This is a genomic window from Aquitalea sp. (assembly GCF_030150775.1).
Lineage (GTDB): Bacteria > Pseudomonadota > Gammaproteobacteria > Burkholderiales > Chromobacteriaceae > Aquitalea > Aquitalea denitrificans.
On sequence record NZ_JASLFG010000052.1, the window covers coordinates 23,380 to 40,614 of the forward strand.

General features: G+C 62.6%; 15 protein-coding genes. 10 read left to right on the forward strand and 5 right to left on the reverse strand.

Annotation, left to right across the window (positions count from 1 at the left end):
- Positions 1–2 precede the first annotated feature (2 nt).
- Positions 3–1,373 (reverse strand): MFS transporter, encoded by a 1,371-nt coding sequence (locus QVF59_RS17640; protein ID WP_287881509.1) that lies wholly within the window; start codon positions 1,371–1,373, stop codon positions 3–5.
- 736 nt (positions 1,374–2,109) lie between these two features.
- On the opposite strand from QVF59_RS17640, the gene QVF59_RS17645 reads away from it, so the two are divergent.
- The 5 genes from QVF59_RS17645 to QVF59_RS17665 all read left to right on the forward strand — a co-directional run bounded on the left by QVF59_RS17645 (position 2,110) and on the right by QVF59_RS17665 (position 8,001).
- Entirely contained in the window at positions 2,110–2,949 is an 840-nt protein-coding gene (locus QVF59_RS17645; RefSeq protein WP_287881511.1) for a sugar phosphate isomerase/epimerase family protein, read from the forward strand.
- 93 nt (positions 2,950–3,042) lie between these two features.
- Positions 3,043–4,794 carry an FAD-dependent oxidoreductase gene (locus QVF59_RS17650; protein WP_287881513.1) on the forward strand — a complete coding sequence of 584 codons (1,752 nt, stop codon included), beginning with the start codon at positions 3,043–3,045 and terminating at the stop codon, positions 4,792–4,794.
- A gap of 12 nt (positions 4,795–4,806) precedes the next feature.
- On the forward strand, positions 4,807–5,622 hold the full coding sequence (locus tag QVF59_RS17655; RefSeq protein WP_287881515.1) for a shikimate dehydrogenase family protein: 816 nt from the start codon (positions 4,807–4,809) through the stop codon (positions 5,620–5,622).
- Positions 5,623–5,630: 8 nt separating this feature from the next.
- Positions 5,631–7,355, forward strand: coding sequence for an FAD-dependent oxidoreductase (locus QVF59_RS17660; protein WP_287881517.1), 1,725 nt, complete (start codon positions 5,631–5,633; stop codon positions 7,353–7,355).
- Positions 7,356–7,374: 19 nt separating this feature from the next.
- A complete protein-coding gene (locus tag QVF59_RS17665) occupies positions 7,375–8,001 on the forward strand; it encodes an NIPSNAP family protein (RefSeq protein ID WP_287881519.1) in 627 nt (208 codons plus the stop codon).
- A gap of 77 nt (positions 8,002–8,078) precedes the next feature.
- On the opposite strand, the gene QVF59_RS17670 is transcribed toward QVF59_RS17665, so the two are convergent.
- Positions 8,079–10,004 carry a bifunctional sugar phosphate isomerase/epimerase/4-hydroxyphenylpyruvate dioxygenase family protein gene (locus QVF59_RS17670; RefSeq protein ID WP_287881521.1) on the reverse strand — a complete coding sequence of 642 codons (1,926 nt, stop codon included), beginning with the start codon at positions 10,002–10,004 and terminating at the stop codon, positions 8,079–8,081.
- Positions 10,005–10,239: 235 nt separating this feature from the next.
- On the opposite strand from QVF59_RS17670, the gene QVF59_RS17675 reads away from it, so the two are divergent.
- The 3 genes from QVF59_RS17675 (at position 10,240) to QVF59_RS17685 (ending at position 12,864) form a co-directional block, all read left to right on the forward strand.
- A complete protein-coding gene (locus tag QVF59_RS17675) occupies positions 10,240–11,103 on the forward strand; it encodes a shikimate dehydrogenase (RefSeq protein ID WP_287881523.1) in 864 nt (287 codons plus the stop codon).
- A gap of 62 nt (positions 11,104–11,165) precedes the next feature.
- Positions 11,166–11,999, forward strand: a complete 834-nt coding sequence (locus QVF59_RS17680; protein WP_287881525.1) for a 4-hydroxyphenylpyruvate dioxygenase family protein — start codon at positions 11,166–11,168, stop codon at positions 11,997–11,999.
- 1 nt (position 12,000) lies between these two features.
- Positions 12,001–12,864 carry a sugar phosphate isomerase/epimerase family protein gene (locus tag QVF59_RS17685; protein WP_287881527.1) on the forward strand — a complete coding sequence of 288 codons (864 nt, stop codon included), beginning with the start codon at positions 12,001–12,003 and terminating at the stop codon, positions 12,862–12,864.
- A 117-nt stretch (positions 12,865–12,981) separates the two neighbouring features.
- Here QVF59_RS17685 and QVF59_RS17690 read toward each other — a convergent pair whose 3' ends face one another.
- Entirely contained in the window at positions 12,982–13,899 is a 918-nt protein-coding gene (locus QVF59_RS17690; RefSeq protein WP_287881529.1) for a LysR family transcriptional regulator, read from the reverse strand.
- Positions 13,900–13,983: 84 nt separating this feature from the next.
- On the opposite strand from QVF59_RS17690, the gene QVF59_RS17695 reads away from it, so the two are divergent.
- Together QVF59_RS17695 and QVF59_RS17700 are read left to right on the forward strand one after the other, a co-directional pair.
- On the forward strand, positions 13,984–14,334 hold the full coding sequence (locus QVF59_RS17695) for a protocatechuate 4,5-dioxygenase subunit alpha (protein ID WP_287881531.1): 351 nt from the start codon (positions 13,984–13,986) through the stop codon (positions 14,332–14,334).
- Positions 14,335–14,336: 2 nt separating this feature from the next.
- Positions 14,337–15,179, forward strand: a complete 843-nt coding sequence (locus QVF59_RS17700; protein WP_287881533.1) for a class III extradiol dioxygenase family protein — start codon at positions 14,337–14,339, stop codon at positions 15,177–15,179.
- Positions 15,180–15,479: 300 nt separating this feature from the next.
- On the opposite strand, the gene QVF59_RS17705 is transcribed toward QVF59_RS17700, so the two are convergent.
- Entirely contained in the window at positions 15,480–16,487 is a 1,008-nt protein-coding gene (locus QVF59_RS17705; protein WP_287881535.1) for an aldo/keto reductase, read from the reverse strand.
- Positions 16,488–16,668: 181 nt separating this feature from the next.
- Positions 16,669–17,235, reverse strand: a 567-nt coding sequence (locus QVF59_RS17710; RefSeq protein ID WP_502866816.1) for a Gfo/Idh/MocA family protein, incomplete at its 5' end; no start/stop codon positions are given.

Consider the following 17,235-nt stretch of genomic DNA (forward strand, 5'->3'; position numbering starts at 1 on the left):
ACTCAATGGTGCATGGCCTTGCTGCCAGCGCTGACCGACTGAGCCGGCAGGCCCTTGCTGGCCAGGTTCTTCAACAACAGGGACAGCACGATGATGCCAGCCGGTACGGCCAGGGCTGCAAACACCTGAGAGAAGTCCCAGCCCCAGGCCAGCATCTGGCCACCGGCAAAGGCACTCAGTACCGCACCGATACGGCCCACGCCATGCATCCAGCTGGAACCGGTGGCACGCGCCGCAGTGGGGTAGAAACCGGCGGACAGTGCGTTCATGCCGGTATTGGCGCCGTTGAAGCAGAAGCCTACGGCAAAGGTCAGCGCACACAGCATCGGCAGATGGTGGGCAACCGAAGTGAAGCCGAACAGCAGCACGGCACCCAGGGCGTAAGTCGTAGCCAATACCTTGTGCGGGTTGGCACGGTCCATGCACCAGCCCATGAACAGGGAGCCTGCCGGGCCGCCAAACTGGAAGAAAGCAGCAATGAAGGCAGCATCAGCCAGAGTGTAGCCGGACTCTTTCACCAGGGTCGGCATCCAGCTACCCATCAGGTACACCACGAACAGGGCCATGAAGTAGCCCAGCCACAGCATGAAGGAACCAAAGCGGTACTGACGCGACAGCACGGTACGGATGGAATTGCCCTTGGGTGCGGTTTCGGCATTGCCCATGGTGAAGCTGGCATCCTGCATGGACAGGTCCGGTGCCAGACGCTTGACGATCTTGGAGATGCGCGCTGCCGGGGCATTCTTCACCACCAGGAAACGCACGGACTCCGGCAGAAACAGCAACAAGGCGATCGACACCACGATGGGCAGTACACCGCCAAAAATCAGCACGCTTTGCCAGCCGAAGTGCGGAATCATCCAAGCAGACAGGAAGCCGCCACCGGCAGCACCCACGGTAAAACCACAGAACACCACGGTCACCAGGAAGGAACGACGACGCTCAGGCGCAAACTCCGACACCAGTGTGCCGACATTGGGCATGGCAGCACCCAGCCCCAGGCCGGTGAGGAAGCGGAAGATCACCAGATGGGTGATATCGCCCGAGGTTGCGGTAACCAAAGTCCAGAAACCGAAGAAAAACACCGACAACACCAGAACCACCTTGCGACCCAGATAGTCAGCCAGCGGGCCGGCAAACAGGGCTCCCAATGTCAGGCCCGCCAGCGCGGCGCTGAGCACCGGTGCCAGTTGCGGGTTGGTCACATGCCACAGGCGTTTGAGTTCCGGCGCGATGAAACCCATGATGGCCACGTCAAAACCATCGGCCGCGATAATGCAGAATCCAAAGAACACCACCAACCACTGAAAGCGGTTGATGGGACGATCGTCGATCAATGTGCGTACATTGATGACATTGCTGGCGTTACTCATCTGTTGTCTCCTGTTGCAGCGCTGACTATCAATCGCTGCCTTGTTGTTCTTACTGGCTGCTCTGGCCGTGCCAGTCAGATCCGCTCTTGCCAGTCACCAGCAGGCTGGCGTTCCTGCTGCTGTCCCTTGCCGGCTCACCTGATGAAATGGAAGCCCGGCCTATCGTGACTGGCCACTGCGGCCATGCACCCTTACCCGCTTGGTGCAGCCCGGGCCGGCATGCTTGTTCATGCATCCTGGGCATGGATTGCATTCTGACTTGGCATGAATTCTGAAAACATACCGCAAAAAATCTATCAGTTATACCGATTTACGATAACAGCGCCCCATCCATGTGCAGATATCCATGTCATGCTTTTGGCAGCCTTTTTTGTAGTTTTATTACGTTAAATCAGGGGATTAAAAAAATACAACAGCCGCTTTCAGCTCGAAAAAACCAGCGCAATGCCCCGTTTCAGTGCGGGAAATCCCTGAGTACTGCCACACCACAAATCCAGGCCTGGCCTGTATTTGCATCTTAGTTCAGCAGCTCCTGCCCCATCGTCCGTGCTTGTCATCCTGGTCCTGGTAGTTCCGGCGCAAAATCTCAAATTTCAAAACAAAGTTATTTTTTTGAATTGCATTCCATTTTTTGCGATTGCATACTTCAGCACCATCAGCCACCACAAATCAGGTCGGCCAGAGGTGGAAGCACTGCAATACAAATCCGCCAGCGCCAGCCATACAGGAGACACTCATGCCACCACGCCAGCTCGCCCTTGCTGCCCTCAGCATGCTGGAGCTATCCCCGCCCGACATGGTCAGCTGTGCCGCTGCCGCCGGCTTCAGCCATGTCGGCCTGCGCCTGTTACCCGCCACGGCCGAAGAACCGCAACACGACATGCTGGGCAACAGCCCGCTGCTGCGCGAAACCTTGCAGCGCCTGCAGGACACCGGCCTGCAAGTGTCTGATGTGGAAATACTCAGGCTCAAACCGGAGGTGGATGTGGTCAGCTATCTGCCCATGCTGGAAAGTGCCGCCCGGCTGGGCGCACGAGAGGTACTGGTGGCAGGCAACGACCCGGACTTTGCCCGCGGCGTGGACAGTTTTGCCCGCTTGTGTGAACTGGGCGCACCACTGGGCCTGAGCATGAATATCGAACCCATGCCGTGGACTGACATCCGCAACATCGCCATGGCCATGCAGCTGCTGCAGCAAGCCGGACAGGACAATGCCGCCCTGTTGGTGGATGCCATCCACTTTGACCGCGCCGGGGACACCACGGCCATGCTGGCCGACGTGCCACGCCAGCGCCTGCACTACATGCAGCTGTGCGATGCACCCGCCGCCAAGCCCGACTCCATCGAACAGCTGCTGTACCAGGCCCGTGCCGAACGCATGCCACCGGGCCACGGCGGGCTGGCGCTGGGCGAATTGCTGCTGGCCTTGCCGCCGGACCTGCCGATTGCGCTGGAAGTGCCGATGCACAGCAAGGCCCAGCTCAGTGCCGTGGAACGGGCCAAGCTGCTGCGCAGTGCCGCCGAACAGGTATTGCAGCGAACCTATGGCACAGCACTGGAGTCGGCTGGCACATAACAATCTTCCATTTAAAAAAAGTCAAAAAACGTACCGACTGGTTGCTTTTATGCAACAAAAACGGACGCAAGACAGCAATACGGAGAGACTGACATGTTGTTGCAACTGGAAAACCTGCCGGCACAAGGCAGTGAATATGATGTGGTGGTGATCGGTGCCGGCGGTGCCGGGCTGGCTGCCGCGCTGTTTGCCGGCCTTGCCGGACAGAAAGTGCTGCTGGTGGAGCACAGCGAATACGTGGGCGGCACCACCGCGCTGTCCGGCGGCACCACCTGGATACCCGGCACCCTGCACAGCGCACGGGTGAATCCGCAAGACACCCTGGCCGAAGCTGCCCGCTATCTGGACAATGCCATTGGCGAACGGGCCGACCCGGCACTACGCCAGTCCTTCCTGCAAGCTGGCCCGGCGGTGGTGGCCGCGCTGGAAGCCGCCACCGAGGTGAAGTTCCGCCCCTACCCCAAACACCCGGACTATATTTCCGACCTGGCCGGCTCCACCGTCAATGGCCGTGCACTGGAGCCGCTGCCGTTTGATGGCCGCCTGCTGGGCGAACTGTTTGCCGTGCTGCGCCCGCCGATTCCCGAATTCACCGTACTGGGCGGCATGATGGTGGACCGCACCGACATCAACCACCTGCTTAAGCTCAAATCCTCACTGCCCTCGTTCAAGCACTCGCTCAAGCTGCTGCTGCGTCATGCCAGCGACCGCCTGTCCTATCCGCGCGGCACCCGGCTGGTGATGGGCAATGCGCTGGTGGGCCGCCTGCTGTATTCGCTGTCGCAACTGGGCAATGTGCAGCTGGCGCTGCGCTGCCAGGCCAGCGATATCCGGCACGATGAGGGCGGTGTGCAAGGCCTCACCCTGCGTCAGGGCAAGGCCAGCCGCAGCATCAAGGTGAATCAGGGGGTGATTCTGGCCAGCGGCGGTTTCAACCGCGACCCGGAACAACGCGCCCGCCTGCTGCCGGGCATCTCGGCGGACTGGTGCCCCGGCGCACCCGGCCATACCGGCCAGGCACAGCAACTGGCGCGCGGCCTTGGTGCAAAACTGGCCGAAGGCAGCCTCAGCCCGGCGTTCTGGGCTCCGGTATCACTGCGCCGCCGTGCCGATGGCAGTCAGGCGGTGTTTCCGCACTTCATGCTGGACCGTGCCAAGCCCGGCATGATTACCGTCAATGCCCGTGGCGCACGCTTTGTGAACGAAAGCACCTCCTACCACCTGTTTGGCCTGGCCATGCAGGAAGCCAACCGCAGCACGCCCAGCATTCCGGCCTTCCTGATCTGCGACGCTGCCGCCTTGCGCCAGTACGGCATCGGCATGGTGCGCCCCGGCGGCAAGAACCTGGAACCCTTCCTGGCCGATGGCTACCTGACCGCAGGCAACACACTGGCCGAGCTGGCCGGCAAGCTGGGCATGGACCCAGCCACGCTGGAAGACAGCGTGGCGCGCAACAACCGCTATGCCGCCAGCGGCGTGGATACTGACTTCCACCGTGGTGAAACCGCCTACCAGCAAAACATGGGCGATCCGTCACGCGGCCAGCCCAACCCCAATATCGGCCCGCTCGCCGAAGCCCCGTATTACGCGGTGCGGCTCTATCCCGGCGACATCGGTGCCGCCACCGGCCTGCAAACCGACACCCAGGCGCGGGTGCTGGGCCGCGACGGCCAGCCCATTGCCGGCCTGTATGCGGTGGGCAATGACATGCATTCCATCATGGGCGGGGTGTATACCGCGCCCGGCATCACCATCGGCCCGGCACTGGTGTTTGCCAGTATCGCCGCCACCCATGCCAGCCAACGCAACACCCGCGCCCAGACGCGCGACACCGTTACCCAATAAGGAGAGCACAGCATGACCCAAACCCTGCAACTGGATGGTGCCACCCGCGTACTGGCCATCGTGGGCGACCCGATCGCCCAGGTGAAATCCCCGGCTGGCGTCAGCGCCGCCCTGCAACAGCAAGGCCGCAACGCCATTCTGGTGCCCAGCCATGTCAGCCCGGCCAATCTGGATGCCTACGTCAAGGGCATCAGCCTGGCGGGCAATCTGGACGGCATCATCGTCACCGTGCCGCACAAGTTCGCCATGTTTGCCCAGTGCAGCAGCAGCAGCGAACGGGCGCGCCGCCTGGGTGCGGTCAATGTGATGCGCCGCAATGACGACGGCAGCTGGCATGGCGACATGTGTGACGGTGCCGGTTATGTAGCCGCCATGCGCGAGGCTGGCTGCCAGCCGGAAGGCAAGCGCGCACTGCTGGTAGGTGCTGGTGGTGCCGGTTCGGCCATTGCGCTGGCCCTGCTGGAAAACGGCGTCAGCGAACTAGCCATCCACGATGCCGACACCAGTCGCCGCGACCAGCTGATTGCCCGCCTGTCTGCCGGTTTCCCCGGCCAGCTGCGCATAGGCAGCAACGACCCCAGCGGCTTTGCCATTGCCATCAACGCCTCGCCCACCGGTATGCAGGCCAGCGACCCGCTGCCGATTGATGCCGCCAAGCTGAATGGCAGCATGTTTGTCGGCGATGTGATTACCGCCCCGGCCGTCACCCCGCTGATTGAAAGCGCCCGCGCGCTGGGCTGCCAGACCGTGGTGGGGGGCGACATGTTTGCCGCCGTGCGTGAACTGATGCTGGACTTCCTGCTGGCGCAGGGTCCGCTGGCGCGCTGAGGTTGGCCGTGGACAAGCAAGCACAAGCCAACACCCTGCATTGCGACCTGCTGGTAGTGGGCAGCGGTGCAGGCGGGCTGGCCACCGCCGTCACCGCCGCCCGGCTGGGGCTGAAGGTGGTGGTGGCCGAGAAAGAAGCCGAATTCGGCGGCACCACTGCCTGGTCGGGCGGCTGGCTATGGGTGCCGCGCAACCCGCTGGCCATCGCTGCCGGGATTGAAGAAGACCCGGCCCAGCCGCGCCAGTACCTGCACAGCGAGCTGGGAGAGGACTTCGACGCCGCGCTGGCCGATGCCTATCTGAGCCACGCGCCGCGCATGGTGGACTTCTTCCAGCGCCACAGCCTGCTGCGCTTTATCGACGGCAACCTGATTCCAGACTTCCACGGCCACAGCGCCGGGGCGGCCACCGGCGGGCGTTCGGTGTGTGCGGCACCGTTTGATGGCCGACTGCTGGGCGCGCACATTCACAGTCTGAAAAAGCCGCTGGACGTGATTTCGCTATGGGGCATGGGCATCGCCTCCGGCGTGGAACTGCGGCATTTCCTCAATGCCAGCCGTTCGCTCACTTCCTTTGCCTATGTCACCCGGCGCGTGCTGGCCTACTGGCGCGACTGCCTGCTGCATGGCCGCGGCATGCGGCTGGTGAATGGCAATGCGCTGGCCGCCGCGCTGGGGGCCTCCGCGCTGCAAACCGGGGTGGAACTGCGGCTATCCAGCCCGGTGCACCAGTTGCTGCGCGAGCAGGACAAGGTGAGCGGTGCGCTACTGGACACGCCTGATGGTCCGCTCACCGTGGTGGCCAAGCGCGGCGTGGTACTGGCCTGCGGCGGCTTTCCACACGATGTCGCCCGCAAACGCCAGCTGCTGACCCATGCGCCCACCGGGCAGGAGCACTGGTCTGCCGCACCGGCCAGCAATACCGGCGACGGCCTGCGACTGGGTGAGACCGTTGGCGGCGTGATGGGCGAGATGGAGTCCCCCATGGCATTGGCACCGGTATCGCTGGTGCCACGCGCCGATGGCAGCACCGCCCACTTTCCGCATCTGATCGAACGCGCCAAACCGGGGCTGATTGCCGTTACCGCCAATGGCCAGCGCTTTTGCAACGAGGCTGACTCCTACCACGACTTTGTCTCCGCCCTGCTGCGTGCCACACCAGCAGGCCAGCTGGCAGAAGCCTGGCTGCTGGCCGACCACCGCTTTGTCCGCCGCTATGGGCTGGGTGCGGTCAAACCCGCCCCCATGCCGCTGGGCCGCTGGCTGCGCAGTGGTTATCTGCAACGTGGCAATACGCTGCAAGAGCTGGCCCGCCGCTGCGGCATCAACCCCGTAGCGCTTGAACAGCAGGTGGCGCGCTACAACCAGCAAGCCGCAGCCGGGCAGGACAACGACTTCGCCAAGGGCGACACCCCGTACAACCGCGTACAGGGCGACAAGGACAATGCCTGGCCCAACCCCTGCATGGCCCCGCTGCAACACGGGCCGTTCTACGCGGTGAAGATCGTCCCCGGCAGCCTGGGCAGTTTTGCCGGGCTGGCCACCAATGCCAGCGCGCAAGTGCTGGATGAACAAGATCAACCCATCGCGGGCCTGTACGCAGTCGGCAACGACATGCACAGCATGATGGGCGGCCATTACCCCAGCGGCGGCATCACCCTGGGCCCGGCCATGACTTTCGGCTATCTGGCGGCACACCACGCCGCCGGACGCCAACCTGACGCAAATGTTTGAACTTAACCAAGGACACCCCATGTACTACGAACTTGCCACCCTCACCCTGCCCTTTGGCACCACCGCCCAGGCCGCCCAGAACGTACAGACCTACACCAGCGATGCTGCCGCCGCCGGCGAACTGCTGGGCTGCTGGTATAGCGATATCGGCCAGCTCAACCAGTTGCTGGTTCTGCGGGGTTTTGACAGCCTGGCCGCACTGGAAGCCGAGCAGCAACGCACCCGCCTGAGCGCCGACCCGTACGGCTGCGGCAGCCTCGCCACCAGCATCGACCGGCAGGCATATCAGGCCTTCCCGTGGATGGCCCCGTTGCGCCCCAGCAGTGAAAGCGGCATTACCGGCCCGGTGTATGAAATCCGTACCTACGGCATCAAGACCGGCGGCCTGCAGCACACCATGGACCTGTGGCAGGAATACCTGCCGCCGCGCAGCGCCCTGTCGCCCTGCCTGGTGGCCATGTTCGCCCTGCAAGGCCCGCTGCGTTTCACCAATATCTGGGCCTATGCCAGCGTGGACGAACGCAGCCGCATCCGTGGCGAAGCGGTTGCCGCCGGCATCTGGCCGCCCAAGGGTGGCCCGGCCTGGCTCACCACCGACATGCACTCCACCATTGCCCTGCCCACGGCGGTGTCGCCGCTGAAGTAAGAAGCTGGCAATAAAAAAAGGGACACGTGTTACGTGTCCCTTTTGCATCGTGGCAGGATCAGTCCAGCCCGGTCCTATCAGTCATACCAGTTGCTGCGCGCCTGCTGCCGGGCGCGCGACTGGGCCTGTGCGGCCAGGCGCACCGCCACATTGGCGGCACCGTATTGCTGGTAACCCGCGCGGCGTTGCAGCAGTTCGAAGAAGAAGCGGTCTTCAAACTGGGCGGTGTACACATGCAGCATTTCACCGCCCTGTGCATCGCGGTCGTACAGGATGTTGGCCGCGGCCAGGCTGGCGACAAATTCATCCGGCAGATCGAAGCGCGCTGCCAGGTCGTCGTAGTAATTGCGCGGAATTTCCAGCAAGGGCACGCCGCTTTCCCGCGCCGCTGCCACCGCAGCAAAGATGTCGTCGGTAGCAAAGGCAATATGCTGCACGCCGGAACCGCGATAGGTGGACACCGAGCGGGCAATGGCGGTATTGCGGTTTTCCGAGATATTGAGCGGAATGCGGATGCTGCCATCCGGGCTGTGCAACACGCGGCTTTTCACCAGTCCGTAGGGGTCGGGCAGCACATGTTCGTTTTCGGCCTTGAAGCCATACACAGCGCGGAAGAACAGCATCCAGGCGTCCATGGTTTCCGCTGGCAGGCCCAGCGCGAAGTGGTCGATGCTGGTAAGCAGGCCTTGCTTGCCTGCGGCACCCGGCAGCATGTCGAAATCGGACTGGTAAATGCTGCTGCCATCCGTGCCGGGGTCCACCAGGTATTGCAGGCTGCCATCCGGTGCCCGCACGGCAGGGATTTGCCGCTCGTTGGGGCCGACACGGCTTTCAAACGAGCGGGCGCGATACTGCTTGGCGCGTTGCAGGGCCTGGGCGCTGTCATTTACCCGGAAGGCGGACGCACACAAGGACGGGCCATGCGCCACGAAAAAGGCGTGGGCGAAGGAGTCCGGCTCGGAGTTGAGAATCAGGTTGATGCCCCCCTGACGGTACAGGTTGACGCTTTTGGACTTGTGCTGACCGGCGTGGGCAAAGCCCAGCTTGTCGAACCAGCGCGCCAGGCGGCTGGCGGCGGCCTCGTCCACGGCAAATTCCAGAAACTCCACCCCGTCGTATTGCGGCTGCGGCGCCGGGATGAACAGCTGCGGCAGCACGGCGGCGGCACTGGGTTCCGCGCTGGCAGCCAGCTGCGCGCGGGTGCTTTCTTCCAGATACAGCAGGCCACGGCGGCCATCGGCAGCGGTGCCACCGGTAGGTGCGGCGCGGAAGCCGTCGTTGAAGATTTCCAGACTCAGCGGGCCCTGATAGCCGCTTTGCAGGATGGGGCCGAGGAAGGCCGGCAGGTCAAACTCGCCCTGACCGGGGAAGCAGCGGAAATGACGGCTCCACTCCAGCACGTCCATATTGAGAATGGGTGCATCGGCCAGTTGCAGGAATACGATCTTGTCGCCCGGAATCTCCGGCAGGCGCGACAAATCATCCTTGAGTGACAGGGTGTGGAAGCTGTCCAGAATCACGCCCAGATTGGGATGGTCCACGGTTTTGACGATATCCCACACCTGACGGTAGGAATTGACATGCTGGCCCCAGGCCAGCGCCTCGTAACCCACCAGCACTTCATGCCTTGCCGCCAGCTCGGCCAGCTGGTGCAGGTCGTCGGCAAGCACCGCGTTATCGCGGATCACATCCGGCTGCACATTGCTGCACACCAGGATGCGGTCGGTACCCAGCTCGTGCATCAGCTCGAACTTGCGTTCGGCCCGTTCCAGATTGTGTTGCAGACGGTCGCGGCGGCAGCCTTCGAAGTCACGGAAAGGCTGGAACAGCATGATCTGCAAGCCCAGCTCCTGACACAGGCGGCGCACATCCCGTGGCGAGCCATCAAAATACAGCAGGTCGTTTTCAAAGATTTCTACGCCCTGAAAGCCGGCAGCGGCAATCGCCTCCAGTTTCTCGGGTAGGGTTCCGCTCAGAGAAACGGTGGCAATACAGTGTTGCATGGTGGTCATCCTCAATGGGGAAACTGGCGCTGGCGGCGCACCGCTCTGGGTCTGTGTGCAGTACTGGCGATGCTGCCGGTTTACTTATTTCGTACCAACAGGTACATTTCAATCTTAGCGTGAAAATTTTCACTGCACCAGTGCGTTTCCCTGTTCCCGCCCTCCCGCTCACGACCAGTGCCGTGTGCGGGATGCATGCCGCCCGCTGCGGCAATCAAGCAAAAAAGACCAACACATGCCTGCATCCACATCCGCTGCCAGCACGCTGCTGCTGGGCCTGATCGGCCAAAGCATCCAGGGCTCGCGCTCGCCACAGCTGCATGAAGAAGAAGCACGCCAGCTGGGCCTGCGCTGTCTGTATCAATTACACGACCTGCCGCAGGACACCAGCGCTGCCGAGCTGGACACGCTGCTGACCGCCATGCAGACCGTGGGCTATGCCGGCTGCAACATCACTCACCCGTTCAAGCAAACCGTGCTGGCCTGTCTGGACAGCCTGTCCGACGACGCGGCCGCCATTGGCGCGGTGAATACCGTGCAATTGCGTGACGGCAAACGCATTGGCCACAACACAGACTGGTGGGGCTTTGCCCAGTCCTTCCAGCAGCAATGGCCACAGGCCAGGCTGGACAAGGTGGTACAAGTGGGTGCCGGTGGTGCCGGTGCTGCGGTGGCCCACGCCATCCTCACCCTGGGTGCGCAAAGACTGGCCCTGCACGATGCCGACCCGGCCCGTGCCAGTGCGCTGGCGGCACGGCTGAACCAGCGCTTTGGTGACGGACGGGTGGTGGTGACCGACGATGTGGCCGGAGAACTGGCCAGCGCCGACGGGCTGATCCAGGCCACGCCGATTGGCATGCAGGGCCACCCCGGCCTGCCGCTGCCGGTGGAATGGCTGCATCCGGCGCTATGGGTGGCGGATGTAATTTATTTCCCACGCGAAACCGCACTGCTTCAGGCCGCAAATGCGCTGAGCTGCGCTACCATGAATGGCGGTGGCATGGTGGTGTATCAGGCTGCGGGCGCATTCCGCCTGTTCAGCGGCCTGACCCCGGATGCCCAGCGCATGGTCCGGCACTTTGCCAGCCTCAGCGACTGAAACTGACAGATTGAACCGGCAAGCTCTTGTTGAACCCGCAGCCCTTACCAGACAGGTTCCCCATGTCCGACACCCTTCCCTTTAGCAGCCGGCCCAACCCCATGGGTACGGACGGCATCGAATTTGTTGAATTTGCCACCACCGACCCGACAGCCCTTGGCCAGCTGCTGCAGGCCATGGGTTTTCGCTGTACCGCCCGGCACCGTTCCAAGCAGGTGCTGTTGTACCGTCAGGGTGACATCAATTTCATCGTCAACGCCGAGCCGGACAGTTTTGCCCAGCATTACGCCCAGCAGCGTGGCCACAGCATTTGCGCCATTGCGCTGCGGGTGAAGGATGCACGCGCAGCCACCTTGCGCGCCCGCGAGCTGGGGGCATGGGAAGTGGACACGGGCACCGGGGTGATGGAATTGCATATTCCGGCATTCCAGGGTGTGGGCGGTTCGCTGCTCTATCTGGTAGACCGCTATGGCGAGCACTCCATTTACGATGTGGACTTCCTGCCGCTGAACGCGGATAGCCAGGCTACGGATGCCGGGCTGAGCCGCATCAGCCTGCTGACCCAGAGCATGCCGGGCGAGCGCATTGGCGACTGGCAGGACTTCTACCAGCACCTGTTCGGCTTTGCCGAATCCGCCACCGCCAGCACAGCCGACAGCCGCCTGCTGCTAAGCCCCTGCGGCAAGATCCAGCTGCGCTTGCAGGCCGCCGTGCTGGAGCATGGCATCAGCGAGGGCATGACCGGCGTCACGCTGGCCAGCCATGACATGGCCCTCACCCGCCAGCAACTGCAACAACAGGGGCTGGGCCTGTCCGGCCCGCAACAGCTGGTCCGGCACGCGCTGGAGCATGCCGGCTTGCTGCAATTTGCCATCAGCAAGGAACAGGGGAACTGAGATGGACGCCAGCCGCTTTGCCATTGATACCGCCCCCTTGCAGGGCAAGCTGCAAGACAAGCTGCAGGCCATGTCCGCCGCCGGCTTCTCCCGCCTCACGCTGTGGGCGCAGGACCTGATGAACGAACAGGAAGGCGGTCTGGCACAAACCGTGCGCACGGTGCGTCACAGCGGCATGAAGGTGATCGGCTTCGAGGCGCTGCGCGACTTCGAGGGCATGAGCGGCCGCTTTCTGGAATACAAGATAGACCTGGCCAAAACCATGATGCGCATGATGCAGCAGGTGGGGGCCGAGCTGCTGGTGGTATCGGCCACCACCTCGCCCAATGCGGTGGGCGACCTGGAAACCACCGCCGCCCATCTGCGCCTGCTGTCCACGCTGGCCACGCCCCTGGGCATCCGCATCGGCTTCGAGCCGCTGGCCTGGGGCCGTTATGTGCATGACTACCACGCGGCATGGCAGGTGGTGGAAATGGTAAACCGGCAGAACGTGGGCCTGGTGCTGGACAGCTTCCACCTGTTTGCCCGTGGCATCCCGCTGGACGACCTGTACCGCATGCCCATGCACAAGCTGTTTCTGGTGCAGTTGTCTGATGCCATGAGCGACTACCTGCCGCTGCTGGAAGAAATGGTGCATATCTCGCGCCACCAGCGCTCCTTCCCCGGCGAGGGCGTGCACAGCATGGCGGTTGTAGACATGCTGGTGCGGCTGGAAATGGCCGGTTATCAGGGCAATTACGCCTTTGAAGTGGCCAATGACGAATTCCTCACCCAGGACGCGCACAGCGTGGCCAGCCGCGCCGCCCGTTCGGTAGACTGGCTGTGCCGCACCGTCAGCCAGCGCCTGCAGGACAGCGGCTGCTAAGAGCGGCTGACAAAACCCCTGCTGCTGCGTTGCGCCTCCTTGCCATACATTTATGTACTGTCGGCGTCGGCGCGTCTTGCCACACGGACGCTCGGCTGATTTGTTAGCCGCTCAGTATCATCCAGGCAGCTGTGCCGCCAGCGCCTGCTGCGTCACCTGCTCCAGCCGCTGGCGCAGCCAGATGTGCAGCGGATCGTGGCGATGGCGCTGGTGCCATACCAGATACATCGGCATGTCCGGGCAAGTCAGTGGTGGCGCACAACTGGCCAGCCCTGCCAGCAGGTTGCTGGCCAGCAGACCGGGCAAGGTGGCCAGCCTGCTGCTGCCCTGCACGAAGGGCGCGATGCCGGCAAAACCCGGCAGCCAGGCGCTGATGCGCCGCCTCACCCCCTGCCCGGCCAGAAAATCATCAATATCCAGCATGCGCGGTGGCGTATAGCCCACTGTGACATGTTCGGCCGCCAGATAGTCGTCCAGACTGGCCGGTGCCGCACGGCAGCCTGCGTCGTAAAACACCCGGTAGTGATCGGCAAATAGCCGCTTTTGCACGATGTCGCTGCCATCCGGCGGGCGCGGGGTAATCACCAGATCGCACTCATCGCTGCGCAGCATCTCCACCGTGGGGATGCCGGAGGGCAACACCCTTAGCGACACGCCCGGCGCTTCGGCCTGCAACAGGTTCAACAGGCGCGGCAGCAGCAAATCCCGTTGCAAATCGTTGGCGGCGATGCTGATGGTGCGCTGCAAACGGGCCGGATCAAAACTGGCGGCACTGACAAAGCGGCGCATGTCTTCCAGCAGGCTGCGTGCGTGCTGGGCCAGCGCCTCGGCCCGTACCGTGGGCGAAATGCCGCGGCCGGACTTCACAAACAGCGGGTCGTCCACAATCAGCCGCAGCTTGTCCAGCGCATGGCTGACTGCGGACTGGGTCATGTCCAGCCGCTCTGCCGCACGGGTAACCGAGCGTTCTTCCATCACCGTCAGCAGTAATTGCAGCAGCCGGCCATCCAGCTGCAAATGATCGAAATTTTTCATGTATACCATCCGGTTTACCGCATTTATCTCCACACCGCAAACAGGGACACTGAATTCACCAGAATCAACAAGGGAGAACAAGTGATGGCGGAGCAACAACGCGTTTCCATTCCGGGAACCACCCTGTTTGACGACATTCAGGCGCAGAAGGGTTATGCCCTCAACAAGATGTGCTTTTCCTTCAACGACAAGGCCAACCGCGACGCTTTCAAGGCCGACGAAGCCGCCTACTGCGCCCGCTTCGGCCTGACCGCGCCGCAACTGGCTGCGGTACAAAACCGCAATGTGCTGCAACTGATTGCCGCTGGCGGCAATGTTTACTACCTGGCCAAGTTTGCCGGCATTTTCGGCCTCGACGTGCAGGACATCGGTGCCCAGCAAACCGGAATGAGCAAAGACGAATTCAAACAGAAACTCCTGAACGCGGGACAATAATCATGGCAAAAATCGTAGGCAGCATCGTTACCTCCCACGTTCCGGCCATCGGCCGTGCCATTGCCGGCAATCTGCAGAATGAACCGTACTGGAAGCCGTTTTTCGACGCTTTCCCGCCCATCCATCGCTGGCTGGACGAAGTGAAACCCGATGTCGCCGTGGTGGTGTACAACGACCATGGCCTGAATTTCTTCCTGGACAAGATGCCCACCTTCTCGGTGGGTGCCGCGCCGCAATACCGCAATGCCGACGAAGGCTGGGGCATTCCCACCCTGCCGCCGTTTGCCGGTGACACCGAGCTGTCCTGGCACCTCATCAACCAGCTGGTGAACAAGGAATTCGACCTCACCACCTGTCAGGAAATGCTGGTGGACCATGCCTTCACCCTGCCCTTGAAACTGCTGTGGCCGCAAGAAGGCGCCTGCCCGATCAAGGTGGTGCCGGTGTGCATCAACACTGTGCAGTTCCCCATTCCGTCTGCCAGCCGCTGCTACAAGCTGGGCGAGGCCATTGGCGAAGCCATCAGCGCCTGGGATTCCGACGCCCGCGTGGTGGTGATCGGCACCGGCGGCCTGTCGCATCAGCTGGATGGCGAACGCGCCGGTTTCATCAACAAGCCCTTCGACCTGCAATTCATGCAAAGCCTGGTGGACAACCCCAAATGGGCCACCCAGTACACGGTGGAGCAGTTGGTGGAACATACCGGCTCGCAAGGCATCGAGCTGCTGATGTGGCTGGCCGCCCGCGCCACCATCAAGGGTGAGGTACGCGCGCTGCAAAACACCTACCATCTGCCGATTTCCAACACGGCAGCCGGTGTGATGTTGCTGGAACCGCTTGCCTGAGGCCCGACCACAAGCCGTCCCGCTGGCTGGCATACGCTGTCAGCCGGGACGGCAGGCCTCAAAACCACACACTGTTGTCAGCATTTCTCCTCCTTCGCTGAGCACCCGGCCCCGTGCCGGGATTTTTTTGCCCTTGCCCTGCCAGTTGAAGAAGGAAGCCCCGCTCTCTTGTCAGAAGGCGAGATAACGCAGGCGATTGCAGGCGGCTTTGCAGGCAAAAAAAGGCCGACAGGAACACCCCGTCGGCATGGGTTCACACCCCAGATGGAAGCAATGGTGTGGTCATCTCCTGTCCGGCTATCAGGCTGGCTGAACAGAAACGCCAAATTCCTCGGTGTCGATTTCCTGCTGGGTGGCGGCGTTGTAGCGCGCACCGCTCACCGTGTTTTCATTGACGATGGCGTCCAGACGGGTCAGCACTTCCATGTCCAGCGTCACCGTGTCGGCCGACAGGTTTTCCTGCAGATGCACCACATTGCTGGTGCCCGGAATCGGAATCACCTGCTCGCTTTGCGCCAGCAGCCAGCCCATGGCCAGTTGGGCCAGGGTGAAGCCGGTTTCGGTGGCCAGCCCCTGCAATGCATCCAAGAGGCGCAGGTTGCGGCTAAAGTGTTCGGCCTGAAAGCGCGGCATGGCGCGGCGGATGTCGTTGGCGGCAAAGCCGGACGGGTCGCGCACGCCACCGGCCAGGAAGCCACGGCCCAGCGGGCTGAAGGCCACCAGCGCCACTTGCTGCTCGCGGCAGGCATCCAGCAGCGCGATTTCCGGATTGCGCGTCCACAGCGAATATTCGCTCTGCACCGCGGCAATCGGGTGCACCGTCTGGGCGCGAGCCAGCGTGGCGGCGGATACCTCGGACAGACCGATGCTGCGGATCTTGCCCGCGGCCACCAGATCAGCCAGCGCGCCAACCGAATCCTCAATCGGCACCTGGCGGTCCCAGCGATGCAGGTAGTAGAGGTCAATCACATCGGTTTGCAGACGGCGCAGGCTGTCCTCGCAGGTCTGGCGCAGGGTATCCGGCCTGCCGTCTATCACCCGTTTGCCTTCCACCCCGGTCATGCCGCACTTGCTGGTGAGCACAATCTGCTGGCGATGCGGCTTCAATACACGGCCCACCAGCTCTTCATTGGCACCAAAACCGTACAGTGCGGCGGTATCAAACAGGGTGACGCCCGCATCCAGCGCTGCCAGCAATACCTGGCCGCCCTGCTCGGCAGACGGTGGCACGCCATAGGCGTGACTGAGATTCATGCAGCCAAGGCCGATGGCAGAAACGGTAAACGGGCCAAGCTGTCGCTGTTTCATGGAACTGTCCTTGCACTGTCTGACGGGGACCCTGCAAGAAAAAGACAAGGTCAGCCGGTTCTGGTGAACCGGACTGCCTTGTTCAGGAGGGTCGCTTACAAAGGGATTTCAAAAGAAACTTATCAAGAGCCGCTAAAAAAAAGCAAAGCGTGCTGTGGCGCAGCTTTTTGTCAGCAGCGCCTCACACCAGCTGCTGCTCCAGCGCATGCAGCACCTGATAGCACGGCAGAACCTGACGCAGGCTGGAATTGGGCTCGCGGCCTTCGCGGATGGCGGCAAAGAATTCGCGGTCTTGCAGCTCGATGCCGTTCATCGACACGGCCACATGCGATACGTCGATCTTCTCTTCCTTGCCGTTGAACAGGTCGTCGTAGCGGGCAATATAGGTGCCGGTGTCGCCGATATAGCGGAAGAAAGTCCCCAGCGGGCCGTCGTTGTTGAACGACAGGCTGAGCGTGCAGATGGCACCGTTGGCCGCCTTCAGCTGGATGGACATGTCCATGGCGATGCCCAGTTCCGGGTGAATCGGCCCCTGGATGGCATTGGCCTTCACGATGGGGCTGCCAGCCTGATAGGCGAACAGGTCCACGGTGTGGGCGGCATGGTGCCACAGCAGGTGGTCGGTCCAGCTGCGAGCCTGGCCCAGCGCGTTCATATTGGTGCGGCGGAAGAAGTAGGTTTGCACATCCATCTGCTGGATGTTGAACTCGCCGGCTGCTATCTTCTTGTGCACCCACTGGTGGCTGGG

Excerpts from the sequence above, each read along its gene's own strand:
- QVF59_RS17640 (WP_287881509.1), bottom strand. The coding sequence starts at position 1,373 with ATGAGTAACGCCAGCAATGTCATCAATGTACGCACATTGATCGACGAT.
- QVF59_RS17645 (WP_287881511.1), top strand. The coding sequence starts at position 2,110 with ATGCCACCACGCCAGCTCGCCCTTGCTGCCCTCAGCATGCTGGAGCTA.
- QVF59_RS17650 (WP_287881513.1), top strand. The coding sequence starts at position 3,043 with ATGTTGTTGCAACTGGAAAACCTGCCGGCACAAGGCAGTGAATATGAT.
- QVF59_RS17655 (WP_287881515.1), top strand. The coding sequence starts at position 4,807 with ATGACCCAAACCCTGCAACTGGATGGTGCCACCCGCGTACTGGCCATC.
- QVF59_RS17665 (WP_287881519.1), top strand. The coding sequence starts at position 7,375 with ATGTACTACGAACTTGCCACCCTCACCCTGCCCTTTGGCACCACCGCC.
- QVF59_RS17670 (WP_287881521.1), bottom strand. The coding sequence starts at position 10,004 with ATGCAACACTGTATTGCCACCGTTTCTCTGAGCGGAACCCTACCCGAG.
- QVF59_RS17675 (WP_287881523.1), top strand. The coding sequence starts at position 10,240 with ATGCCTGCATCCACATCCGCTGCCAGCACGCTGCTGCTGGGCCTGATC.
- QVF59_RS17680 (WP_287881525.1), top strand. The coding sequence starts at position 11,166 with ATGTCCGACACCCTTCCCTTTAGCAGCCGGCCCAACCCCATGGGTACG.
- QVF59_RS17685 (WP_287881527.1), top strand. The coding sequence starts at position 12,001 with ATGGACGCCAGCCGCTTTGCCATTGATACCGCCCCCTTGCAGGGCAAG.
- QVF59_RS17690 (WP_287881529.1), bottom strand. The coding sequence starts at position 13,899 with ATGAAAAATTTCGATCATTTGCAGCTGGATGGCCGGCTGCTGCAATTA.
- QVF59_RS17695 (WP_287881531.1), top strand. The coding sequence starts at position 13,984 with ATGGCGGAGCAACAACGCGTTTCCATTCCGGGAACCACCCTGTTTGAC.
- QVF59_RS17700 (WP_287881533.1), top strand. The coding sequence starts at position 14,337 with ATGGCAAAAATCGTAGGCAGCATCGTTACCTCCCACGTTCCGGCCATC.
- QVF59_RS17705 (WP_287881535.1), bottom strand. The coding sequence starts at position 16,487 with ATGAAACAGCGACAGCTTGGCCCGTTTACCGTTTCTGCCATCGGCCTT.